The 23,879-nt window shown below is 56.9% G+C and carries 26 protein-coding genes; 8 read left to right on the top strand and 18 right to left on the bottom strand.

What is annotated here, in order from left to right; translation table 11 throughout:
- The first annotated feature begins 25 nt into the window (after positions 1-25).
- Genes BUA49_RS09015 through BUA49_RS08990 form a run of 6 tightly spaced genes read left to right on the top strand, consistent with a single transcriptional unit; the run spans position 26 to position 6,953 of the window.
- A complete protein-coding gene (locus BUA49_RS09015; protein ID WP_072796826.1) occupies positions 26-988 on the top strand; it encodes an AAA family ATPase in 963 nt (320 codons plus the stop codon).
- Positions 989-1,921: a DUF58 domain-containing protein gene (locus BUA49_RS09010; RefSeq protein WP_175547563.1), complete on the top strand. Its 933-nt coding sequence runs from the start codon at positions 989-991 to the stop codon at positions 1,919-1,921.
- The gene (locus tag BUA49_RS09005) at positions 1,918-2,388 is read left to right on the top strand and encodes a DUF4381 domain-containing protein (protein WP_072796825.1); all 471 of its coding nucleotides are present in this window, start codon (positions 1,918-1,920) and stop codon (positions 2,386-2,388) included. Before BUA49_RS09010 ends, BUA49_RS09005 begins: the two co-directional genes overlap by 4 nt.
- The gene (locus tag BUA49_RS09000; RefSeq protein ID WP_072796824.1) at positions 2,382-3,410 is read left to right on the top strand and encodes a vWA domain-containing protein; all 1,029 of its coding nucleotides are present in this window, start codon (positions 2,382-2,384) and stop codon (positions 3,408-3,410) included. Before BUA49_RS09005 ends, BUA49_RS09000 begins: the two co-directional genes overlap by 7 nt.
- The gene (locus tag BUA49_RS08995; RefSeq protein WP_072796823.1) at positions 3,403-5,199 is read left to right on the top strand and encodes a VWA domain-containing protein; all 1,797 of its coding nucleotides are present in this window, start codon (positions 3,403-3,405) and stop codon (positions 5,197-5,199) included. Before BUA49_RS09000 ends, BUA49_RS08995 begins: the two co-directional genes overlap by 8 nt.
- A complete protein-coding gene (locus tag BUA49_RS08990) occupies positions 5,193-6,953 on the top strand; it encodes a BatD family protein (RefSeq protein WP_072796822.1) in 1,761 nt (586 codons plus the stop codon). Before BUA49_RS08995 ends, BUA49_RS08990 begins: the two co-directional genes overlap by 7 nt.
- A 3-nt stretch (positions 6,954-6,956) precedes the next feature.
- Here the strand turns inward: BUA49_RS08990 and ccmI are convergent, their stop codons facing one another.
- The 9 genes from ccmI to ccmA all read right to left on the bottom strand — a co-directional run bounded on the left by ccmI (position 6,957) and on the right by ccmA (position 14,232).
- Positions 6,957-8,231 carry a c-type cytochrome biogenesis protein CcmI gene (gene ccmI / locus BUA49_RS08985; RefSeq protein ID WP_072796821.1) on the bottom strand — a complete coding sequence of 425 codons (1,275 nt, stop codon included), beginning with the start codon at positions 8,229-8,231 and terminating at the stop codon, positions 6,957-6,959.
- 80 nt (positions 8,232-8,311) lie between these two features.
- Positions 8,312-8,791 (bottom strand): cytochrome c-type biogenesis protein, encoded by a 480-nt coding sequence (locus tag BUA49_RS08980; protein ID WP_072796820.1) that lies wholly within the window; start codon positions 8,789-8,791, stop codon positions 8,312-8,314.
- Positions 8,791-9,327 (bottom strand): DsbE family thiol:disulfide interchange protein, encoded by a 537-nt coding sequence (locus BUA49_RS08975; RefSeq protein ID WP_072796819.1) that lies wholly within the window; start codon positions 9,325-9,327, stop codon positions 8,791-8,793. Before BUA49_RS08975 ends, BUA49_RS08980 begins: the two co-directional genes overlap by 1 nt.
- Positions 9,324-11,327, bottom strand: coding sequence for a heme lyase CcmF/NrfE family subunit (locus tag BUA49_RS08970; protein ID WP_072796818.1), 2,004 nt, complete (start codon positions 11,325-11,327; stop codon positions 9,324-9,326). Before BUA49_RS08970 ends, BUA49_RS08975 begins: the two co-directional genes overlap by 4 nt.
- Positions 11,328-11,370: 43 nt before the next feature.
- Positions 11,371-11,841, bottom strand: coding sequence for a cytochrome c maturation protein CcmE (gene ccmE, locus BUA49_RS08965; RefSeq protein ID WP_072796817.1), 471 nt, complete (start codon positions 11,839-11,841; stop codon positions 11,371-11,373).
- A gap of 15 nt (positions 11,842-11,856) precedes the next feature.
- On the bottom strand, positions 11,857-12,096 hold the full coding sequence (ccmD, locus tag BUA49_RS08960) for a heme exporter protein CcmD (protein ID WP_072796816.1): 240 nt from the start codon (positions 12,094-12,096) through the stop codon (positions 11,857-11,859).
- Positions 12,097-12,099: 3 nt separating this feature from the next.
- Positions 12,100-12,843, bottom strand: coding sequence for a heme ABC transporter permease CcmC (gene ccmC, locus BUA49_RS08955; protein ID WP_072796815.1), 744 nt, complete (start codon positions 12,841-12,843; stop codon positions 12,100-12,102).
- A 32-nt stretch (positions 12,844-12,875) separates the two neighbouring features.
- Positions 12,876-13,601, bottom strand: a complete 726-nt coding sequence (ccmB, locus tag BUA49_RS08950; protein WP_072796814.1) for a heme exporter protein CcmB — start codon at positions 13,599-13,601, stop codon at positions 12,876-12,878.
- Entirely contained in the window at positions 13,591-14,232 is a 642-nt protein-coding gene (gene ccmA, locus BUA49_RS08945) for a cytochrome c biogenesis heme-transporting ATPase CcmA (RefSeq protein ID WP_072796813.1), read from the bottom strand. The genes ccmB and ccmA overlap by 11 nt, the downstream gene beginning before the upstream one ends.
- Before the next feature lie 124 nt (positions 14,233-14,356).
- On the opposite strand from ccmA, the gene fliK reads away from it, so the two are divergent.
- Positions 14,357-15,715 carry a flagellar hook-length control protein FliK gene (gene fliK, locus BUA49_RS08940; protein ID WP_072796812.1) on the top strand — a complete coding sequence of 453 codons (1,359 nt, stop codon included), beginning with the start codon at positions 14,357-14,359 and terminating at the stop codon, positions 15,713-15,715.
- A complete protein-coding gene (locus tag BUA49_RS08935; RefSeq protein ID WP_072796811.1) occupies positions 15,712-16,041 on the top strand; it encodes an EscU/YscU/HrcU family type III secretion system export apparatus switch protein in 330 nt (109 codons plus the stop codon). The genes fliK and BUA49_RS08935 overlap by 4 nt, the downstream gene beginning before the upstream one ends.
- On the opposite strand, the gene BUA49_RS08930 is transcribed toward BUA49_RS08935, so the two are convergent.
- The 9 genes from BUA49_RS08930 to BUA49_RS08890 form a co-directional block, all read right to left on the bottom strand.
- Positions 16,027-16,311, bottom strand: coding sequence for a hypothetical protein (locus BUA49_RS08930; RefSeq protein ID WP_072796810.1), 285 nt, complete (start codon positions 16,309-16,311; stop codon positions 16,027-16,029). The two genes, BUA49_RS08935 and BUA49_RS08930, sit on opposite strands and share 15 nt — an antisense overlap.
- 12 nt (positions 16,312-16,323) lie before the next feature.
- On the bottom strand, positions 16,324-16,716 hold the full coding sequence (locus BUA49_RS08925; protein ID WP_072796809.1) for a DUF2802 domain-containing protein: 393 nt from the start codon (positions 16,714-16,716) through the stop codon (positions 16,324-16,326).
- Between the two features lie 68 nt (positions 16,717-16,784).
- Positions 16,785-17,273, bottom strand: a complete 489-nt coding sequence (locus BUA49_RS08920) for a chemotaxis protein CheW (RefSeq protein WP_072796808.1) — start codon at positions 17,271-17,273, stop codon at positions 16,785-16,787.
- 133 nt (positions 17,274-17,406) lie between these two features.
- Positions 17,407-18,168: a chemotaxis protein CheW gene (locus BUA49_RS08915; protein ID WP_072796807.1), complete on the bottom strand. Its 762-nt coding sequence runs from the start codon at positions 18,166-18,168 to the stop codon at positions 17,407-17,409.
- A complete protein-coding gene (locus tag BUA49_RS08910; protein ID WP_072796806.1) occupies positions 18,161-18,958 on the bottom strand; it encodes a ParA family protein in 798 nt (265 codons plus the stop codon). The genes BUA49_RS08915 and BUA49_RS08910 overlap by 8 nt, the downstream gene beginning before the upstream one ends.
- 96 nt (positions 18,959-19,054) lie before the next feature.
- Positions 19,055-19,837 (bottom strand): flagellar motor protein MotD, encoded by a 783-nt coding sequence (gene motD / locus BUA49_RS08905; RefSeq protein ID WP_072796805.1) that lies wholly within the window; start codon positions 19,835-19,837, stop codon positions 19,055-19,057.
- A gap of 18 nt (positions 19,838-19,855) precedes the next feature.
- Complete coding sequence (locus tag BUA49_RS08900) at positions 19,856-20,596, bottom strand: flagellar motor protein (protein WP_072796804.1); 741 nt, start codon at positions 20,594-20,596, stop codon at positions 19,856-19,858.
- Positions 20,596-21,729, bottom strand: a complete 1,134-nt coding sequence (locus BUA49_RS08895; RefSeq protein WP_072796803.1) for a protein-glutamate methylesterase/protein-glutamine glutaminase — start codon at positions 21,727-21,729, stop codon at positions 20,596-20,598. Before BUA49_RS08895 ends, BUA49_RS08900 begins: the two co-directional genes overlap by 1 nt.
- 41 nt (positions 21,730-21,770) lie before the next feature.
- Positions 21,771-23,870: a chemotaxis protein CheA gene (locus tag BUA49_RS08890; RefSeq protein ID WP_072796802.1), complete on the bottom strand. Its 2,100-nt coding sequence runs from the start codon at positions 23,868-23,870 to the stop codon at positions 21,771-21,773.
- Between the last annotated feature and the right edge of the window lie 9 nt (positions 23,871-23,879).

Below are 23,879 nucleotides of genomic sequence, written 5' to 3'. Positions count from 1 at the left end.
TTATCCACGAGAGCAATCATTTCCAATGTCGCTACAGCATACGTTCGGTGAGCTACGGACACAGTTAGCCAAAAGGATTATCGGGCAGGAAAAACTGGTTGATCGCCTTCTCATTGCGTTGCTGGCCGATGGACACCTTTTGGTAGAAGGTGCACCGGGGCTGGCCAAAACTACGGCCATAAAGGCCCTGGCAGATCATATTACGGGCGACTTCCATCGCATCCAGTTCACCCCTGATCTACTGCCATCAGATGTGACCGGCAGCGAAATTTACCGCGCTGAAACCGGGCTGTTCGAGTTCCAGCGCGGGCCGATTTTCCACAATCTGGTGCTGGCAGATGAAATCAACCGGGCACCGGCAAAAGTGCAGTCTGCTCTGCTGGAGGCTATGGGTGAGCGTCAGGTCAGCGTGGGCATGCGAACGTTCCCGCTTGATCGCCTGTTCATGGTGATGGCCACCCAGAACCCTATCGAGCAGGAAGGCACTTACCCGCTCCCCGAGGCCCAGCTTGACCGCTTCCTGATGCACGTGGTGATTGGTTATCCATCTGCACAGGCCGAACAGGCCATTCTCCACCTGGCCAGAAGCGACTACCGCCAGGGCCAGCCAGCCGCTGATACTCGACTGACCGCAGATCAGGTGTTTGAAGCCCGGGCTGAGGTTGCGGATATCTATATGGCCGAACCGGTTGAGCAGTACCTGCTGGCCCTGGTACTGGCAACAAGAGACCCGGGCTCTCTGGACCCGGAGCTGGCAAACTGGACGGCTTTCGGCGCCAGCCCGCGAGGCACCATTGCCCTCGACCGCTGCGCTCGAGCTATCGCTTGGCTGAATAACCGGGATTATGTAACACCCGATGATGTTCGTGCGGTGGCTTTTGATGTGCTCCGGCACCGCATTCTGCTTACCTTTGAAGCCGAGGCCGAAGGGGTGACCGCCGACACTGTGATACAACGCCTGATTGATCGCGTGCCAGTGAGCGCCTGAATGGATGTGACCGACAGCGATACAACAACCCACATCAACCTGCAGGCACTCATTCGCCTGCAGGCTGATGCCAGGGCGCTGAAGTTACCATCGGCACGTCCGGCGCGAGCGCGACAGGCCGGGCTTCAGCACTCTTCGCAGCGCGGGCGCGGGATGGCGTTTTCGGAAGTGCGGCTTTACCAGCCGGGAGACGATATCCGCAGCATCGACTGGCGCGTAACTGCCCGGCGCCAGGCACCCCACACCAAACTTTATGAAGAGGAGCGGGAACGCCCTGTACTGCTAATTTGCGATCTCGGCCCTACCCTGTTCTTTGCCAGTACCGGCGCGTTCAAACAGGTACGGTGCGCCCAGCTTACCGCCATTCTTGCCTGGCTCGCGCTGTCGGCAGGCGATCAGGTAGGCGGCATTGTCTTTAACGGTAACGCCTTGACCGTTCAGCGCCCGGCACGGCGCAAAAAATCTGTGCTGCGGCTGCTCGATACACTTGCCAGCCAGCAACGTACGTCGGTCGATAGCGCAGCAACAGAAACCACCCTCGATACGGCCCTGGCTGAAGCTCGCAGAGTCGCCCATACCGGCAGCCGGATTTTTGTAATCAGCGATTTTCTAAGCATCTCAGAGAACACCACATCGCTACTTGGTGCGCTGGCCCGCCACAACAGCGTAAGCGCACTGCGGGTTGTCGACCCACTGGAACAGGAGCTGCCGAAAAGTGGCCGCTTTGCCATTGCGGGAACGGAAGGCCCGGTCTGGTTCGATGCGTCCAACAAGAGCTTTCAACAGGCCTGGCATGAAAAGATCACCCGTCATGAAGCCACACTTGCGGAGTGCTTCCGCTTGTCCGGCGTCCGGGCAACAGACGTTTCAACCCGTGAGGCAGCCGCTGCAAGCCTTCAAACCATGCTCGGGCCCGGAGGGCGAATCGGATGATGCCAGACGATCCGCTAAGCCAGCTCCGCGATATTCACCTGCCACAAACCGGAGGCTTCTGGCCACCGGCTCCGGGCTGGTGGATTCTGGCTGCTGTACTCCTTGTCGCAGTTGCTGCCCTGGTGTGGCTGGTCCGTCGTCACCGCCGCCGTAACCGTTGGCTGAAACAGGCCAAGGTCGAGCTGGCCAACCTTGAACGCATCGTGTCGAAAGAGCCTCAGTGGTTTGCGCAGCTCAATGCGCTGCTCAAGCGAGTGGCGCGGGAGCGCTACCCGAATGAACACCCTGAAGCACAATCTGGCGAACAGTGGGCCAACTGTCTGTTACGCCACCTCCCTGATGGTCGGATTGCACAGCAACCGTTTGTTAATGCGCTGGTAAACAGCGCCTGGCAGCCGAAGCCAACGGCCGAACCCGCACAGGCCCTGGATTTTGCCCGAACTTGGCTGAAGGCACAGAAATGCTGAGCCTCGCCTACCCCTGGGTACTGCTGCTGACTTTGGTGCCGTTGCTTTTGCAGTGGAAAAAGCCCGCGGCACATACCGTGGATGCTCCGGTTTTCCCCGTTGGACACTGGATCTCGGACCTGCCCGGCGTTACCCGTCAGGGTAATGGTGTGCCTCGCTGGCAAACTCTGGTGCTATTCCTGGCCTGGGCATTACTGGTGTTGGCATTGGCACGGCCACAGCATGTGGGTGAGCAGGTTCAGATGCCCGTTTCCGGGCGCGATCTTATGCTGGTCGTGGACATTTCACCCAGCATGGAAGAGCAGGACATGATCATTCAGGGCCGCAGCATAAACCGCCTGCAGGCGGTCAAAAATGTGCTGAACGACTTTATTGCCCGCCGGAAGGGAGACAGGTTAGGCCTGATACTGTTCGGCACAGAACCCTACGTTCAAGCGCCCCTGACATTTGATCTCGCAACGCTGGAAACGCTTTTGCAGGAATCAGGTATCGGCATGGCCGGGCGTGCAACCGCTATTGGTGATGCCGTTGGGCTGGCCACCAAGCGTTTAAGGGACAGACCCCAGCAGCAACGGGTAGCAGTGTTGCTGACAGATGGCGCCAACACCGCCGGTGAGATCACGCCCGACAAAGCCACAGAAATAGCGGCTGCCGCCGGCATTCGCCTCTACACCATCGGCATTGGCGCCGAATCCATGATCCAGCGAGGGCTGCTCGGCTCACGCCGGGTAAATCCTTCCAGAGATCTGGATGAAAACCTCCTGATTCGAATGGCCCAACAAACCGGTGGTGAGTATTTTCGTGCCCGCAGCCTGCCGGAACTGGAGCTGATCTACGAAACCATCAACCAGCTTGAACCCATTGAGCTGGACGGCAAATTCTACCGCCCGGTTACCGATCTCTTTTTCTGGCCTGCAGGTATGGCCGCGGCTCTCTGGCTAGGCCTTTTTCTTTTCCGACGTAGCGGAGGCAAGCTGACTCGAGCTCGCCAACACGCCGGCGGGAGCGTGAACCATGGCTGATTTCCACTTCCTGCGTCCACTCTGGCTGTTACTGCTGCTGACCCTGCCAGTGCTTTACCTGGCTCTGAAGCGCAAAAGCTTCAGCGACAGCGGCTGGTCCGGTTTGATCCCTGAGCCGTTTTTGTCCCCGGTGATCCGGCGGTACGGCGGCGCTGCAGAAAAGCACGGATCGCTTTTTGTACCCGCAATCAGTGCTATTGTTATCCTGGCTATAGCCCTCGCAGGACCTGCATGGCGTGAGGCGCCCACTCCCCTGAAAAAACCGGGAGATAGCCTGGTGATCGCTCTCGATCTGTCCTTATCCATGCTGGCAACGGATCTGGAGCCAGACCGCCTGACCCGGGCAAAGCGCAAAATCCGCGATATTCTGGCGATTCGTGAGGGCAGCCTCACCGGGCTGGTGGTGTATTCCGGCGATGCGCACGTAGTGACACCCCTGACTGACGACAGCAACACACTGATAGGCATGCTCAACGTACTCGACCCGATAATCATGCCGGTTCAGGGCAACCGTGCTGATCTGGCTGTTACCAGAGCCCGCGCGCTTCTGGAACAGGGCGCCCCCGGCCAAGGCCGGATCCTGTTGATTACTGATGGCGTTACAGAAAACTACCGTGCGTCCATCAGCAATTCGCTTACCGGCACCGGCTTTACCCTGAGCACTTTGGCAGCTGGCACCCGTGATGGCGGCCCCATTCCCCTTGCCCAACGCGGTTTTATACGGGACAACGGCAATATTGTCATAACACAGACCGACCCGGACATGCTCGCGGCGCTTGCCCGTAACAATGGTGGCACAAGCCATGAACTGACACTGGATGGCAGTGACATAGCTGCTCTGAATCTCAGCCCCGTGAAATCAGACGAGTGGCAGGACACAGACACAGGGCTCACCATCGATCGCTGGAAGGATGACGGTTATTGGCTGTTATGGCTCGCCCTGCCATTGCTATTGCTGGGCTGGCGCCGCGGGGCCTTTACCGCGATGGCACTGATTCTTATGCCGGCGATACCCCAGCCGGCCGCGGCCATGGATTGGGGCAGCCTCTGGCAACGGGAGGATCAGCGGGCAGCAGAACTGATCAGTAAAGATCCCGACGGGGCATCGCAACTACTTCAATCACCGGAATGGCTGGGCTCCGCGCTTTACAGGGCGGAACGATTTGACGAAGGCGCCAAAGCCTTCTCCGGAGCAGACACAGCCTTGGCAGATTACAATCGCGGCAACGCCCTGGCCCGTGCTGGTAAGCTGCAAGAAGCTCTGAAGGCTTATGACAGCGCTCTGGACCGCAACCCGGATATGGAAGACGCTCGTGTAAACCGCCAGCTGGTTGCAGATCTGCTCAAGCAACAGGAGGAGGAAAAGTCCAGCCAGGATCAGGGCAACAGCGATCAGCAGCAGGAAAATAATTCCGACTCATCTGGCGATAACCAGAACTCTCAAGGCTCTCAAAGCTCTGAAAGCTCTCAAAATCTCGACGGAGAACCTGAGCAGTCCCAGGGTAGTCCCCAAGAACAGGAGCAAAGCGGCGGGCAAGAAGCATCAGGCGAGCAACAACCCGGAGATGCATCCGAAAACAGCGATACAAATGCGCAGGCCGCGGGAGCAGAACCTGGCGGAAAAGAAGCTCAGGCGCCCGCCCCGGTATCCGAAACGCCCCTGACTCAAAGCCAGGAGCAATCACTGCGCCGGGTGCCCGATAACCCAGGTGGGCTGTTACAGCGAAAATTCCTGCAACAATACCAGGAACGCCAGACACCATCCGATGAAGGCGATACACCATGGTAAAACGGCTGATCATTCCGACAATCTGGCTGGCGGTTTTGATGGCTCTCTGGCTACCTGCCCATGCCGGCAAACTTACTGCTGAACCTGACAGAACCCAGCTGTACGAAGGCGAAGTCTTAACGCTAACCGTCAAGGGCACCACAAAGATCGATATCAACCTGAGCAATCTTTTTGATTTTGATGTCTCTAGCCTGCCCTCGCCGGATATTGACAAGGTGTCTCCAGACTTTGAAATACTGGCTCGCAATCAGCGTTATAGCATTCGCACTGTTAACGGCGACATGGTCGGAGAAATAACCTGGACCTACCAGCTTGCGCCTACATCAACCGGAGAGCTGACAATCCCCGCGCTTACCTTCAAGGATTCCGTATCCAGACCGGTAAACATAGAGGTCGTGGACGGTAACCCTCCGGGTCAAGCGAACGCCAACCGGATCAGTTTCATTGAACTGACAGCAGACAAGGCGGAAGTCTATGTCCAGGAGCAACTGATACTGACGGTGAGGCTGTTCTTCCGGGGCAACCTTATAGGTGGCGAGCTATCCGACCCCCAACACCCCAATGCAATCGTCGAAACCCTGGGCAAACAACGCGAGTATTCCCGCGACCGTGATGGCGTGCGCTACCGGGTAGTGGAGCGGCGCTATGCGCTGTTCCCACAGAAACCAGGCCCGCTGAACCTGCCTCCCATCCGTTTTGAGGGCCAGGCCAGGGACACCGATGGCACGCTTAAATTCCTGCGCGACAGTGCCACTTTGTTTGAGGTACCCGTGAAAGACGTCCCCGCAGAGTTCAGCGGCTCAACCTGGCTCCCGGCTACCAGCCTTACTTTGGCTGAAGCAGGCATGCCGCCAACCCTGAACCTCAAGACCGGGGACAACCTCACACGCACGCTGAGCTTGCAGGCAACCGGGCTGCCTTCAGAGGCCTTGCCGCCCTTGCCTGCATCTGTACCGGACGGGCTTCGCAGTTATCCCGAGGAGCCTCAGCGGAACACCAGCGTCGGCCCGGACGGGATTACTTCAACCCTTACGCAGACCCGGGCGTTGGTTCCGGTAGAGGCAGGCAAACTCTTGCTCCCGGCGATTCGTATTCCCTGGTGGGATACAGAGTCCAACAGTGAAAAAGTAGCCGTTATCCCTGCGCAAACCCTGAACGTAATCAGTTCGGGTAATGAAAATAGTGCGGCTATGCCCGCTGCTGCCCCGGCAGATAAGCAAGCCACGCCGCAGGAAACCGGCAGCAAAGAGAACTCCGCCAACGCAACCGTCAACAGTAGCTTCTGGCAGTGGGTCAGTCTTGTGCTGGCTGGAATCTGGGTTTTGACCATGCTGGCCTGGTGGCGAACCCGTAGAATGGAATCTCAGGCACCAATCAGCATTGATTCTGCAGAAATCCGGAACGAGAAAGCGGTGTTTGAGCAGCTGCTTGCGGCTGCGAAAGAAGCCAGTACTTCAACGCCTGGGCTGTTCGTAAGCTGGGCCAATATACGCTGGCCCGGCCACAGCTTCCACTCTGCAGGAGACGTCTTCGGCGTATTCCCGGAAGCAGACCTGGAAGTGGAACTCAACCGACTGCAGGCTCACCTGTTCAGCCGGGAGCATACCGGTGATGAGGAAAACAGCGAAAAATGGAGTGGCCGCGCCTTGGTCGACGCGCTCAGACAAACCCGGGAGAGAATGGAAGAGTCATCGTCAGTCGCGGGTTTACCGCCACTCTACCCGGGCAATCTTTCAGTGTCGGGGCAGGCCTGACGCTCAGTTAATCAGCTGCTGGTCAATAACCAGCGCTATCGGCGCCCCCTGATCTTCAGTAACTGCAACGGGAGAATCTGTGCGGCCCTGCCAGTCCCCAGACTGCGCGTTGATGTTGCCTGAGCGTGTCAGGCGGGCGGTCACAACCACTTCTTCTGCGCCAGATATAACCGCTTGCGGCGCCATCGAATGACTGTCATCCAAACGAATCTCAACGGGCAGGTCGCCCGCCGTCAATCTGACAACGGCCAGGGGCGGCCCCCCCTGAGTATTGGCAGCACGGGCAAAGAGAAACAGCGTGGTATCGTCCGGGACATCCTGCCGAAATGCCTCATCGAGCGTTACCCGAACGCTTACACCCAAACCTCCAGCCTGCGAGACGGATCCCTCATTTGTTGCTGGCGGCTGTTCGCCGAGGCGCGTGTACGCCTCTTTTATGCCGCCCTGAATCGAAGCCAGCTGTGGATGATCAGGTGCGACCGTCTCGATACGCTCCCAGTAAGCGATCGCCTCACGATAGTTGCCCTGGCTGAACGCATGGATTCCCAGCAGCCCAAGCGAGTTAACCTCGTCGGGGTTCAATGCCATGGCCTCTTCAATCGCCGATGTTACGCCGTCGGTCATGGCGCCCTGGCTGCGAAAAAACTGTGCCTGAGCAGACAGGCCTAGAGCTACAGCCCGGGATCCGTCATCGGAACTGACGCTGTCAGCCAGTTCCCGGAATGCCCAGGCCGCGTCATCGTAACGCTCCAGACGCATATACGTCTGGCCCAGCATGGCCCAGCCGTCCGGGTTGTCCGGGCTGGCCTCCAGGCGCGTACGCAATTGCTGCGTCAGTTCATTCATCTTCGCTGCCCGAGCATCATCCGAACTGCCCAGTTCCTGCATTGCAACGAAAGCTTCAACGCTGTCCATCGCCCCCCACTCTTCGTAGAGCAGAACCGTGGCTGCAGGAATCAGAAGTATTGATAACAGGCCAACCGCCATGGCGGCTTTGCGGCCCGGAACTGTTTTTGCGGGAGCTTCGTTCTCCGGAACGTCGTCCAGCATGGCGCCGGCAAGTTCGTCCCGGAGTTGTCGATGGCTTTCATCATCGATAATGCCCGCCTGATGCTCTTTTTCCAGCTCCGCCATCCGGCTGCGATAGGCCATCAGGTTCTGATTTCGGAGATCTGTCTGCTGCCGGTCGCCCCGACGATGGAACAGCACGGGGTAAAGTACAAATGCCAGGGCAAGAATGATCAGTACCGTTGCGGCAATCCAGAAAGTTTCGGTCATGGAGATATCGTCACAGGTTCAAAAATGAATAAAGCGGTGTATGTTGCTGCGAAACTAGGCGCGCTTGCTCTGCATGCAGGTTAATCGTTGCCGTTCTGCGTCCGTTCCGCGAGCATTTTATCAATCCGGGCCTGCTCTTCGGTGCTCAGGGCCGGCTCTGTTTTACCGGCCCTGCGGGAGCGTACAGCAACCCCGGCGACCACAAGGAGGCCGCCCAGAACCGCAATCGCAGGTGTTGCCCATAGCATGAACGTACGGCTGTCCAGGTCAGGCTTGTATTTCACGAACTCACCAAAGCGGCCCACCAGAGATTCGACTATTTCCTCGTTGCTGGCGCCATCCAGCATCATCTGATAGACAGCATTTCTCATATCCTTGGAAATAGGCGAATTTGAATCCGCAATGTTCTGGTTCTGACACTTGGGGCACCGCAGTTCTGCAATCAGATTCTGATAACGCTGCTCTTCGCTACGGCTATCAAAATCATAGACGGCCGCCACATCCGCAACGGACAGTCCGGGTGCCATTATCACCATAAGAAAACAGATAATACGGAGCATCAGCCGTTCTCCCGCGCGTCGTTAATCACCGGCAACAGAACCTGCTCCCATACCTCGGCGTTAATCACACCTACATGGCGATAACGCACAACACCGGCGGCATCAATGACAAAGGTTTCCGGTGCGCCATAAACGCCCAGATCAAAACCCAGCGTGCCTTTGGGGTCATAGATAACCGAACGGTATGGGTCGCCCAGCCTGTCCAGCCAGACCAGAGCATCGTCGCGGTTATCCTTGTAGTTCAGCCCGATGATCGCAACCTTCTTTTCCCGGGCAAGCCACATCAGGTCGGCATGCTCGTCGCGGCAGGAAGGGCACCAGGTGCCCCAAACGTTCAGCAAAGTAACCTCACCCCGGAACAGGCTCTCATCAAGATTGCTTTCAGGGTTTTTAAGGCTCCTGAGGCTGAACGCCGGAACCGGCTTTCCAACCAGCACGGACTCGAGCTTGGTCGGATCCTTGCCAATACCGGCAAACAGAACAACACCCAATATAACTGCCACCAGCAAGGGCAGGAACAGCAAAAGTCGCTTCATGAAATCGCTCCGGCTGTGCCTTGGGCATCAGTCTGCGCAAGCGAAGAAGTAGCTGAGGGTTCAGCAACCCGTTCACGGATCCGGTAGCGACGATCCGACACAGCCAGGAAGCCACCGGCAGCCATAAACAGGGCCCCCAGCCACAGCCATCGGATCAGCGGCTTGTACTGGAGCCGGATGGCCCAGGCGTTATCAGAAATCCGCTCACCTACGGCGATAAAGATATCCCTGAACAAGCCGGCATCAATATCCGCTTCGGTCATAACACTCATCCCCACCGCGTACTGACGCTTTTCGGGATGCAGTTCGGCGACAGGTTTGCCGTCCATCATGACCTCAAAACTGGCGTACTGGGCGGTGAAGTTCTGGCCGCGCCGCTCACCGATATCCATAAAGCGAAACTGATAGTCACCAACCTCGGCGACATCGCCTGGCACCATACGCACATCACGCTCGATGCCGTAGTTCGATACAATCGTTGCACCGGCCATGGTGATGGCCAGGCCAAGATGCCCAAGCACCATGCCGTAGTAACTGCGAGACTGGCGCCTGAGGCCGTGGATGCGCCCCTTTCTGGAGGAGGACTTGTCCCACAGATCCCAGAACGTCGCCGTAGTTACCCAGACTGCTGTAAATACACCTAGGAAGGCCCAGGGAGTGAACCCGCCATAACCGACCATGACCGCCGTGCTGATCAGTATACTGACCGCCAGAGGCCACAACAGCTTACGCGCAAGCCAGCCGGCATCTGTTTTCTTCCAGCGGGAAAAGATGCCGACGCCCATCAGAAGGCCGGCCGCCACAGCCAGAGGGCTGAAGGTGAGATTAAAGAACGGCTCGCCAATGGAGATTTTGCCGAGATCGAAAAAATCAAGAACCAGCGGGTACAGGGTACCAACCGCTACCAGCAGCGTTGCTGAAACCAGCAATACGTTGTTCAGCAGCAGGAATATTTCCCGCGACAGAGAACCATAGTGGGAGCGTACGTGAACTACCGGCGCCCTGAATGCATAGAGCACCAGGCTCGCCAAAATAGTGAATGCCAGCAAAACAAGCAGAAAGGTGCCGCGCTCTGGGTCGGATGCAAAGGCGTGGACCGAGGTAAGCACGCCAGAGCGAACCAGGAAGGTGCCCAGCAGGCTCAGTGCAAAGGTGACAATCGCCAGCAATACCGTCCAGCTTTTGAAGACACCGCGTTTTTCTGTCACTGCCAGTGAGTGCATCAACGCCGTCCCGGACAACCATGGCAACAGGGAAGCGTTCTCAACCGGATCCCAGAACCACCACCCGCCCCAGCCGAGCTCGTAGTAAGCCCACCAGCTTCCGAGGGCGATACCGACGGAGAGAAATGCCCAGGCAACGGTGGTCCAGGGCCGTGACCATCTGGCCCAGGCGGCGTCCAGGCGACCGTTGATCAAAGCGGCAATGGCAAACGCAAACGCCACGGCAAAGCCAACATAGCCCATGTAAAGCATAGGCGGATGAATGATCAGCCCGAAGTCCTGTAACAGCGGGTTCAAGTCCGCACCATCAGCCGGCACATTGGGCAGCAAACGGTCAAAGGGGTTCGATGTAACAACAATAAAGAGCATGAACCCGACACTGACCATGCCAAGAACTGACAGCACCTGTGAAATCATCACTGATGGCAAACGGCGGCTGAAAATGGCGACTGCCAGAGTCCAGCCCGTCAGCATCAGTATCCACAGCAGCAGCGAGCCTTCGTGGCCGCCCCAGACTGCGCTGAACTTGAAGTACCAGGGCAACATGCTGTTACTGTTGTTAGCGACGTAGGCTACCGAGAAATCGTCTGTCATAAAGGCATGGGTAAGCACAGCAAAAGCCAGCCCGACAAAAACGAACATGCCCGCCGCCAGAGGCCTGGCAAACGCCTGAAGGTTCTCCCGGCCGGTGAGTGAGCCAACAAGGGGTACAACCGAAAGAAGCACTGCCAGCAACAGCGCGAGTATCAGTGCAAGCTGTCCGAGTTCGGGATACATCAAAGCTCTCCAGGAATCATGCTGTCGGGTGTGGTGTGTTTAATCAGGTTGCGGGCGCGACACTGCCAGCCGCGGCCTCACTCTTGTTTTGGGCGGCCTTTTCCAGTGCATCGGCAACTTCCGGGGGCATATAGTTTTCATCGTGCTTGGCCAGAACCTGATCTGCAACAAAGCGGCCTTTGTTGTTAAGCCGGCCCATGGCAACAATGCCCTGCCCTTCCGCAAACAGATCCGGCAGGATACCAACGTACTCAACAGGCACCGAGGCATTAAAGTCGGTTACCAGGAATTCCACTTTCAGGGTTTCCGGATCCCGCCTGACCGAGCCTTCTTCCACCATGCCGCCAGCGCGGATTCGCACATCAACCGGCGCCTCCCCGGCGGAAATCTGGCTTGGGTCGTAAAACAGGTTGATGTTCTGGCGCAGCGCATAGGTTGTCAGCGCCACCGCAATGGAGAGTCCTGCCAGAAGAAACAGAACAATGGTCAGCCGCTTTTTACGGATCGGATGCATGTACATACCTGTCAGTCAGTCTTGGGAAACGTTCACGCGCGCGAACGACGCAGAAGGTGTCGGCGCCGTCGTCACTTTACTCTTGTCGGCCTGAAACTCATAACCGCGACGGCAGGATTCGATAATCGCTTTCCTGCTCCGCACCGACAAGATCATCATCATTACCATCAGTACGAAAAACACAGCGTAACTGGCCCACACATAAGGGCCGTGGCCTTCCATCGTGATAAAGGCAGAAAAGGAATCAAATGCCATTGGTCAGACCCTTCCTTTCATTACGAATTCTTTTACCCAGCGAGTACGCTGCTCCCGGGACAGAATCTCTGTCTGCATACGAACGCAGGCCAGCCAGCCAAATATCAGATACAGGCCCAGCACTGACAGCAGCAGCGGCACCCACATCTCCGCCGGCATGGACGGTTTTTCTGTGAGTTTGAATGTCGCAGGTTGATGCAGTGTATTCCACCATTCCACGGAGTATTTGATAATGGGGATATTCACTACCCCTACCAGCACCAGCACGGCAACCGCGCGGGCGGCTGACTTCTCATCATTAATAGCGCGATCCAGTGCAATAACACCACCATATAGAAACAGCAGTATCAGCATGGAGGTCAGCCGGGCATCCCAAATCCACCAGGTACCCCAGGTCGGTTTACCCCAGACCGCGCCGGTAAACAGTGCCAGAAACGTGAGAACCAACCCTACCGGGGCAACCGCCTTGACGAACACATCGGCCAGCTTCATTCGCCAGACCAGTGTCACAACGGCCGCGGACGCCATCATGATATATACCGACTGCGCCATAAACGCCGTTGGAACATGAATAAATATAATCCGATAGCTGTTGCCCTGAAGGTAATCCTTGGGTGCAAACACCAGGCCCCAGATCACCCCGGCCATAAGCAGCAATGTGCCGCCCACCAGCAGCCAGGGCATAAGCCGGGTGGCTATCCCGAAAAACCATTTTGGGGAACCCAGTTTGTGAAAAATTTGCCACATCAGATGGTCACCGTCCTACCGTTTACCTTGTTTTACCCATTCGACAAACTGATTCTCAACGCTGCTGCCGCCGCAAAAGGCGCCAGTGTCAGCGACAGCATCAGGAAGGCCCCCATCAGAGCCAGATAGGCTCCCACAGCCGCACCATCCGCTGCTACCGCAACGGTGCCTGTGCCAAAAATCAGCACAGGAATGTACAGTGGAATGATCAGCAGGGACAAGAGCACACCTGCCGAACGCAATCCAAGGGTCAGCGCAGCGCCAATGGCGCCAATCAAACTCAGTACCGGCGTACCAATCAGCAGCGTTAGACACAAAATCGCGATGGAGTTCCCGTCAAGGTGCACCATTACACCAAGAACAGGTGTCAGCAAGACCAGAGGCAGCCCAGTCAGCATCCAGTGCGCCATGGTTTTTGCCAGAATCAGCAGAAACAGGGGCTGGGGCTGGAGCACGAGCTGCTCGAGCGTGCCATCGTCAAAATCATGGCGGAACAGATGATCCAGCGACAACAATACCGAAAGCAGCGCCGCTACCCAGAGAATACCAGCTCCCGCTTCTTGCAAAAATGAGACTTCCGGGCTGACTCCGAGCGGAAACAGAGTAACAACCATAACGAAAAACAACAGCGGGTTGAGCAGATCCTGGCGCTGCCGGAATGCTACCTTCATATCCCGAGCAAAAACGCCTTTCATTGCAGCCAGCGCACCAACACTGCTACTGGCAAGCCTAACCGCCGGTCGGGCTTCAGCGTTCATCAGACACGCCTCCCGCGCCAAGAACCAGTCTATGCATGCCTGGCAATGCCAGATCATGGTGAGTCGTAACAAGCACGGCGCCCCCTTCAGCTGCCCGCTGCTGTATAAGCGCCTCGAGCGCTTTTACGCCATCTGCGTCGATGGCAGTAAACACTTCATCGAGCAGCCACAGGGGTTCATCGGCAATCAGCAGGCGTGCCAAAGCAACTCTGCGCTGCTGGCCGGCAGACAGATTGCGACAAGGTACATTTTCATAGCCTGCCAGGCCGGTACCTTGCAGCGCCTGGCTCAATGCCGCATCAGACACCGGACTACGACCGGCCATCAAGGCCCGGAGGTTTTCCAGTGGAGTAAGCAGGGGTTTGATACCCGGGCGGTGTCCGAGATAAAGCATGTTCCGGAGAAACGCTTCCCGCTGACGGTCTACTGGGGATCCGCACCACTTCAGCTCGCCTGTCCACCCATCGTTCAGACCCGCCAACATTCTCAGTAGCGTCGTTTTGCCGGAGCCGTTTGGCCCCTCGACACGGGTTACCGTACCGGGCAGTATGGAGAAGGATAACTCACGGAAAAGTATCCGCTTGTCCCGTTCACACTGCAGATCGACAGCCTGTAGTAACGGCTCGGACATCAGGGCCCCGTAATCAGGACGATGCGCAATCGCATCGGGTGTATTCACGACAATAGTTGCCGGCGCGGCGTATTATAACGAAAGCGTCTACAGATTACTCTTGTCTGGTATCAAGTCAGCAGCGATGAAATTACCTAGCGGTCAACAGCCCCCTACTCCCCCTGCACCGGCAACTCCGAGGCCGGCGCAAACCAACGACGCCGGGCAGCCTGGCCGTGAAACAGCGGCTTTGTCTGCCCGGCAGCAACTGGACCAACTACAGCTCGCGAACCGGGAAACCATACTGGCCCGCGTAACGGAAATCATCAACCGCCAGGGCGGCGGCAATGCTGAAGTCCTGCTCGATGTGCGAGGCAAGCCGCTTCAGGTAAGTGCCTCCATTGGCGCCACGGAGCTAACGACCGGTGACTGGGTAAAAGTGATGCGCGCCGGCAATGAGCTGCAACTGATGGGAAAGCTGGCACCCACGCCAGAAGCCGCCATCTCCCGCGCCCTGGCCCAGCGTATGCCCTGGCAGCAAAGCCTGGACAGCGGCCTGGCAAAACTGATGACAGCACTGAACCGGGGCGTGGTTCCTGAACTGACGTCCGGCCAGCTTCCCACAGGACGCAGCCCGCAGCCGTTGCCAGAGGCAGCGCGACAAGCGCTTGAAACGCTGATTGGGCGGCTGCCTGCCAGTAATACTCTGGCACCCGGTGCCGGCACGCAAAGCAACACAGTGCAGCAAATGCGGCAGTGGATAGCCGAGAGCGGGCTGTTTGCAGAATCTCGCCTGACCCAGACGCCCTCCTCGGCCTTACCCGACCTAAAACTTGCCCTTGGCCGGATGATCACCGGCCTGCTGGCTGAGCAAAGCGGCGACGCGACAACGTTGTTTAACCGTCTCACGCCGCTGGCCAGCCCGGGGCTGATTCAGGCGCCGCTGCAGTTCCCTCAGGCTTTGGCATCACCGCGGCCTGCGAGCAGCTCTGAGCCCATATCTGTGGGCCAGACACTGCGAATGTTAGCCGGCATGCTGAACCGGATTACGGTTAACCAGCTTCACAGCCAGATACTGACCGCCAGAGGCGGAGGTGACACACCTGCACCTGCCTCAACCATGCTAATGGATTTACCCTGGGTAACGCCTCAGAACGAGCCCAGAGTGGCACAACTGCGCATAGAGCAGCACAAAGAGGATCCCGCATCCAAAGGCCGTGACCAAAAGTGGGCAGCGATCAGCGAATGGCGACTTAATCTTGCGATTGATCTGGAACTGGCGGGCGCTCTGAATTTCGAGGTTGCCCTGCGCCAGCAGGAGGTAAGCGCACGGGTATGGGCAGAAAAACAGGATACGCTGAAGCAGGTCAACGAAGAGCTGCCGCTTCTGAGGCGCAGCCTTGCGGAGCTGGGGCTGGAAGTCACCGACCTCGAATGTCGCCGGGGCAGCCCCTTATACCCGGCAACGAAGCTGGAGCACAGACTGGTGGATACTCGGGCATGAAAGAACAAAACGAAGGTTCCTCTTCAAACTCGAACTCCAGCGCCGCCGTTGCACTTAAATATGACGGCGAAAAGGCCCCGACCATAACGGCCACGGGTACTTACGAACTGGCAGATGAGATTATCAGGATCGCCAGAGAGCACAATGTGCCTCTGTATGAAAACGCAGAGCTGGCCGGCATTCTCGCGCGTTTGTCCCTGAACGATGAAATTCCCGAAAACCTTTACCGGGTTATTGCTGAAATTCTCGCCTTCGCCTTTCATATCCGCGGCCGGACGCCTGAAGACGCCGGCCGGGACACTTCCGCTCCCTCAGTGGATGAGTGAGCGCAGCGGCCCATACCTGAGCCCGGATTTCACCCTAAGGGGTGCGATTGCTGTCTCAAAGTAGTGTTTGAGGCGCCGGCGATCGGTACTGCGACCATCCATGGTCTGGCCGCTACGCAGCTCATGGTACATGGTTACAAGAACCTCGATGACGGCTTCATCAAGATCGACGCTGATACCAGCGTGCCTGTTGGCTTTTCTCACTTCTCGTAGAACCAGGCCTATTTCATCCGGCAGATTCTTGATCGGACGGAGTTCCTCGAAGTCCATGCGGCGCTGTTATCAGGCCGCCTGACGTTTTCTCAGCGCTGATACCAGCTCGGCCTCGGGACGGGATATTCCGCACGTGTTCATAAGATCGTCTATATCCGCCCCCAGATCAACAAGCCGTGAGGCTTCATCGTAGGAAATACGCAAAGGATCGTTCTGGCGCATCTCATCAATGGTCGAGCGCAGCTCATGCAATTGCCGCTCGCAGACTACAAGGCGCTGGCCTACGCCCATACTGCCGCTTGCTGTGGCATGCAACTCCCTGCCAAGCGCATCGCAGCGATCCTTGAGCGTGGCTTTCAATTGACGGTTTTGACATCCGAGCATCAAGCCCTGCGCAAAAACCAGACAGAGCGCTACTACGGTCAGCACCCAGGGAATATAGGAAGGCATTTCAGCAAACATGATGGACGTCTCCGGTTTATTAGCCACGGAAGGCGTCCATCATCAGGTCTGGCCGGTACGACTCCGATTCACAGCCCTGAGATTTCTGCCCATTCGTGGTCTGACAACATTTTGTCGAACTCGACCAATATGATCAGTTCGCCATCTTTATTACATACACCCTGGATAAACCGGGCACTTTCCTCGTTACCCACATTCGGTGCAGTCTCAATTTCACTGGCTTTCAGGTACACAACCTCGGCCACGGAATCTACCAGAATGCCCATTACCTGGTCGGCTGACTCCATCACCACTATCCGGGTGGCGTCTGTGATATCCGCATCCGCCAATCCAAAACGGCGGCGTGTGTCGATAACCGTGACCACATTGCCCCGCAGGTTGATGATACCGAGCACGTAATCCGGAGCGCCCGGTACCGGCGCGATTTCCGTGTATCTCAGTACTTCCTGGATCTGCATAACGTTCAGACCATAGGTCTCGTTATCCAGCCGGAAGGTCACATATTGCAGGACCTGATCGTCCTGGGCCTGACTTTGCTGTCCGCTCGGGGATGCCATAACCTGAATCTCCTGTTCGGCTGCCCAGCGGGCAACCTGATCGTCAAAAAAACATCATCAGCGCCCAATACTATAGTTAAGGGCACAAATCGTGCCAGCACGGCACCGTTTCATTCCGTAACCGGCTCGCCGGTCAGCTCAGATCAAGATGCTGCTCACGCTCGGCACGCACCAGCAAGTTCGCCATGGTGCGCACATCAACAAGGGCGCACATTTGTTCAATTACCGTTCCCGCCAGCCAGGGCCGTTTGCTGCGAGCCGTGCGCCAGCGCACATCATCCGGGCTAAGAGTGAATGACTGGGCGACGTCGTCACAGGCCAACCCCCACTCGCTGTTATCCAGTCGGATCACAAACCGGTAGTTGTCCCGGGCGTTAGCTGGCACCCTTCCGGCCATAATCCACTCTGCCGTATCCACAACTCTCAGATTCTGATTAGAGCCCGGACGGATCCCCATATACCAGCGGGGGCTGCCGGGAATTGGTCGGATGTCCTCTTCAATCCGATGGATAGCGCCTAGCAGGACAAGAGGAACCGCAAGCTGCAGACCGGCCACGGTAAAAATCAGACACTCAAACGGGCGCTCCGACCACTCCGGGCGCGCTACAGATGTTTCCGGCGCCGGTTCTGGTTCCGGCGTGGAAGCCACGGCAGCAACGGCCTCTTGTGCTCGAACCGATTGCGGCGGCGCCTCCACCCTGGGCGCCGGTCTGGGCCTCGAAACCGGTTTCTGAACTGGCGCAGGTTCAGGTTCAGGTTTCATTTCGGGAACAGGCTCCGGCGCGCTAATCTCTTCGCGCAAAGAGGTGTCCGTTGCCGTATGCAGCAATTCGTCCAGATAGCTGGCAATTGCGCTGGCCGGATCCACCAGCTTTGTCAATTTCTCGTCAGCCATGCTGACGCTCCTTCAGCGTGCTCGTCCGCTCCAGCAAATCGTCCAGCAAGTGCCGGTATGCCCGGACACCATGGGTTTGGGCATCCAGTTTTGACGGCACGACGCCCGCCTGGCTGGCGTCGCGGAATTTTGTATCGACGGGCACCGCAAATTTCCACAGATTGTCCTGATAGGTTTTCCGCAGCACGTTCAGACTCTTCACAGAAGCCTGAGTGCGCCGATCGAACATAGTGGGCGCAATAGTATAGGACAACTGATTTTTCTGAGAGCGCATGATCATCTGCAGAGTATGCAGCATACGCTCAAGGCCTTTGATCGCGAGAAACTCTGTCTGCACCGGAATAACAAGATGCTGCGCGGCCGCCAGTGCATTCACCATAAGTACACCCAGCGACGGCGTGTTATCAAGGATGACGTAGTCAAAATCGTCCCATAACTGGGCAAGAGCCCGGGAAACGATAAGCCCCATACCCTCAACGCCAACCATACGGCGCTCCAGCGTAGCCAGCGCCGTACTCGCTGGCAGCAGAGCCAGCCCGGGGCAACTGGTTTCGGTAATAAGTTGGGCAGGAAGGCCCTCAGGTACTTTGCCCTGATGCTGAAACAGGTCAAAAACACTATGTGCGAGAGTATCCGGGTCGTAACCGAACCAACTGGTCAGAGAGCCGTGAGGGTCAAGATCAACCACGAGAACGCGCTTGCCACGCTCCGCCAGCAAGCCGCCCAAAGCGACCACCGAGGTGGTTTTACCCACACCACCCTTCTGATTGGCTACTGCCCAAATGCGCACGTTTTCTCTCCGAAAATACGTTATTGCAAGCCACTGAAAACCGCTCTATTCCGGGTTATCGGCCAGCGGATAAACAACTTGAACGGGAACGGGGTTCTAGCGCATGACTCCCCGGATGCTGGCATCGCGGGAAATAAGAAGCACCACACGCCGGTTGCGGCGGCGACCTTCTTCTGTGTCGTTGCGGGCCAAAGGCTGGTGCTGCCCGTACCCAACCGCTGCCAGACGTTCAGGCTCAATGCCCTCCATACCCAGCATGCGAACAACCACTGCCGCCCGTGCAGCTGACAACTCCCAGTTCGAGGGAAAGCGGGGCGTACGAATGGGCTGATTGTCAGTGAAGCCCTCAACCTTTACAGCGTTGTCCCGGTTCCTGAGAACCCTGGCAACTTTTTTGATCACATTAAACGCATCATAGTGTGGCTCGGCATTACCACTGCCAAACAACAGGCTGTCCGGCAGGTTGAGCGCCAGCCAGCGATCATTGGTTTCAAGCGTGACGACCCCGCGGTTGATCAGATCATCAAATTCCATTGCCAGCTGATCAGCCATGGCACGCAGGGCCTCAGTACGTTCCCGGGTATCCTGTTCCGGATTCCGGGGGGCTTCGGTTACCACCGGGGGAATCACATCCTTCGAGACAACCACTTCAGGACGCGAGAGCTGGTCACCCACTTCAATAGGCTGAAAGGATCGCTGAGGGGCGTTGAAAACGCCCGTAAGCGTTTCTGAAAGCACCTTGTACTTGCCCTCATTTACCGATGACACCGAGTACATCACCACAAAAAAAGCAAACAGCAGGGTTATGAAATCCGCATAGGAAATCAGCCAACGTTCTTTGTTGTGCAAATCGTCCTGGGGTTGCCTGCGACGCCGCATAATAGGAACCGGGTTTGCTTACTGCAGAAAGCCCCGCAGCCGCAATTCAATGGATTTAGGGTTCTCACCCTCCGCGATGGCGATAATGCCATCGATCATCATATCTTCGTATCTGGAGCGCTCCTTAACCAGCCCACGCAGTTTGTTGGCAACCGGGAAAAACAGCAGGTTTGCCAGTGCTACGCCGTAGATGGTTGCCACAAACGCTGTGGCGATGCCGCTGCCGAGCGACTGGGGGTCTTCAAGGTTGGTCATTACCTGAATCAGCCCCATGACCGCACCGATGATACCAATCGTCGGTGAGTAGCCACCCATGGCTTCAAACACTCTGGAAGACTCCAGATCCCGCTGCTCCCGACAATCCAGATCAATTTCCATGATGCTGCGGATGGTTTCTGTTTCTGCCCCATCCACCAACAGTTGCAGGCCTTTTCGGGCGAAATTTTCCGGTTCTTTTTCAGCCAGCCCCTCAAGCCCGAGCAGCCCCTGTTTGCGGGCTTTTACGCTCCAGTCAATCACCTTGCCAATGCCATCTTCAATACTGATAAAGGGAGGAACAAACACCCATCGGAACTGGGCAGAGGCCCGTTTCAGTATCGGCCAGGAGGTCTGAAGAATGGTCGCCGCCAGAGTGCCACCAATAACGATAACGGCCGCAGGGGCATTGAAGAGCGAACTGAGGGCTCCGCCCTCAAGCAGGTTGCCACCGAGGATGGCCACAAATGCCAGAATAACGCCAAGCAGGCTGAGGAAATCCATCAGCAAACAGCCTCAACCAGTCTGGGAGCTATTTCATCGAGAGACAGAACCTCATCGCTCAGGTCTGCTTTGGCAACGGCCATGGGCATGCCGTAGATCACCGATGATTTTTCATCCTGAGACCAGATTTGCGAGCCGCTCTGTTTCATCATGCGGCAACCTTCCCTGCCGTCTGCTCCCATTCCGGTAAGGATCACACCCAGCGTTTTTCCGGGAAATGCGCGGGCCAGAGAGCCAAAGGTAACGTCTACACAAGGCCGGTAATTCAGCCGCTCGTCTCCCGGCAAAATGCGCACCCGGGGCTGGCCACTTCGGTTTTCAACCATCATCTGTGTGCCACCAGGTGCGAGCAACGCCAGCCCGGGACGAAGAATATCGCCGTCCTCAGCCTGGCGAACTTCTATCTTGCATAGTTTGTTAAGCCGCTCTGCAAACGCCGGCGTAAAACTCGCAGGCATATGTTGAACCAGTACAATTGGCGAAGGAAAAGACGCTGGCAAGGCCGTCAACACACGCTGGAGTGCGACCGGCCCACCGGTAGAGGTACCGATACCGACAACGGCATAGTGCCGTGCCGGACTTTTCCGTGTGGAACGCCTGGGAGATTCCTCCTGCGCTGGCTGCGCAGCCTGGCGACCGGATACCACAGGGCGTCCAGAAACAGAAGGTTTGGCCGCACCGGGGCGCGGAGGCGGTGCAGCATGTCGCGGAGCGGACGGCGTTCGACTGGCCGGCCGGCTGCGAGCAACATCAAGCACACGATCTATCAGAATTTTCTGCAGCTGGCTGCCATCCCGGGCAATTTCCTCGAAGTTTTTAGGCAGAAAATCCACTGCCCCGGCTTCGAGTGCGTCCAGTGTAATTCTGGCACCTTCGTAGGTAAGAGAAGAAAACATCAAGACCGGCACAGGGTGTCTCTTCATGATCTCGCGCACGGCTGAAATACCGTCCATAATCGGCATTTCGTAATCCATGGTAATGACATCCGGGCGCAGTGATTCAGCAAGCTCAACGCCTTCCCGGCCATTGGAAGCGACACCCACCACCCGGATCTGCCCGGACGCAGTCAGTATCTCCGTCAGCCGTTTGCGGAAAAACCCCGAATCGTCAACGACCAGGACAGAAACTGTCATCCGTTTCTCCTACCAAAAATCCCTTCGCCCCAACCGAACACTCAGCTGTAACGCTGAAGCAAGCTGGGAACATCAAGAATGAGCGCGATACGACCGTCGCCGGTAATCGTTGCACCCGCCATGCCCGGTGTACCCTGAAGTCCACGCCCAAGAGGCTTGATAACCACCTCTTCCTGACCGACCAATTGATCAACAACAAAGCCGACCTGCCGGGTTCCCATGGCCACGATCACAACATGCCCATTTTCAGTATCGAGCTTGTTTGCAGCACCCTTAACCAGCCAGCGCTTTATATGAAACAGCGGGAACACCTTGTCGCGAACAACAATGCACTCGCGGCCATCCACAATATTGGTTCGGGTCAGGTCGAGGTGAAAGATTTCAACCACATTAACCAGCGGCAGCGCAAAAGACTGGTCTCCGAGCTTGATCATCAACGTAGGCATAATTGCCAGAGTCAAAGGCACTTTGATAATAATGCGCGAGCCCTTGCCCAACTCTGAAACAATGCTGAGCTGGCCGTTGAGCTGACCAATTTTGGTTTTGACCACATCCATACCCACGCCCCGGCCAGAGACGTCAGAAATCTGCTCTTTGGTGGAGAAACCAGCGGCGAAGATCAGGTTAAAACACTCTGAATCTGTCAGGCGATCGGCAGCGTCCTGATCATGAATTCCTTTCTCTATCGCTTTGCGGCGCAGTACTTCCGGATCCATACCGGCGCCATCGTCATCAATGGACAGGAGAATATGGTCCCCTTCCTGCTCTGCAGACAGGGTGACTGTACCCTGTCGTGGCTTGCCGGCTTTTTCGCGTACGTCCGGCGCTTCAATACCGTGATCGACCGAGTTCCGGACCAGGTGGACAAGTGGATCCGAAAGGGCTTCGACGAGATTTTTGTCGAGGTCTGTGTCCTCACCATGCATGACCAGGTTCACTTCCTTTTTCATGCTCCGGGCAAGATCGCGAACAACACGCGGGAAACGGCCAAATACTTTCTTGATCGGCTGCATCCGGGTTTGCATAACGGCTGCCTGAAGATCTGTAGTCACGACATCAAGGCTGGATACGGCCTTATGCATGTGCTCATCTTCGCTCGCGGAGCCCAGCCGCTGCAATCGGTTACGCACCAGTACCAGTTCGCCCACCATGTTCATGATGTCGTCCAGGCGCTTGGTATCGACGCGAACGGTGGTTTCTGCCACCGGAGCTTGCTCCCTTGCGGGTGAAGCCGGAGTAGCTTTTTCGGGAGACAATTTGGCTGCCGGTTTTGGATCAGCCTTGCGTTTCTCAGGCACGGGTTTGATGGGCTGAGCTTTTGCCGGCGAAGGTTCAGCTGCCTTTTTTCCGGAATCGCCGGTTGTCGGGCTACCGCCCTTGCCGTGCAGTTCATCCAGCAGTCTTTCAAATTCATCGTCGTTGATCAGCCCGCCATCGCTGCTCGTTGCCGGGTCAGCTGCACCTGTGGTTCCGGAACCTGCGCCCGGAACCTCCTGCACGGCAAATTTTCCTTTGCCGTGCAGATCATCCAGCAAAGCTTCAAATTCATCATCGGTGATATCATCGCCAGCACCATCATTCTTGCCAGCTGGCTTCTCATGAGCCGGGCTATCGCCTGCCCCGGCGGTGGGAGCTTCCGCATGCAGGGCATCAAGCAATTTTTCAAACTCATCGTCGGTAATGTCACCGTTGTCCAGGCCGGCTTCTGAAGGCTCATCCGAGGGTTCGGCGGTCTCTTGCGCAGCGGCATCCTGAGGCAGGGCCAGAGCGTCCAGTGCGGCAATCAGCTCACCAGGCGCGGGCGTCAGCTCTTCGCGATTACGTACCTGCTCAAACATGGCATTAACATGATCCAGAACCTCCAGGACAACATCCATAAGCTCCGAATCCACCTTCCGCTTATGGTTGCGCAGGATGTCGAAGACGTTTTCTGCGGAGTGGCAGCAGTTGACCAGAGCATCCAGCTGCAGGAAGCCAGCACCACCCTTGATGGTATGAAATCCACGGAATATGGCGTTGAGCAGATTGCTGTCATCAGGATGTTGCTCAAGATCGACAAGTTGCTCAGACAACTTTTCGAGAATCTCTCCAGCCTCTACAAGGAAGTCCTGAAGGATCTCATCATCGGCATCAAACGCCATGTGTTAACC

This window comes from Marinobacter antarcticus (assembly GCF_900142385.1).
Taxonomy (GTDB): domain Bacteria; phylum Pseudomonadota; class Gammaproteobacteria; order Pseudomonadales; family Oleiphilaceae; genus Marinobacter; species Marinobacter antarcticus.
Note: the sequence above shows the minus strand (reverse complement) of the source record. Positions and strands in the feature narration are given on the sequence as shown.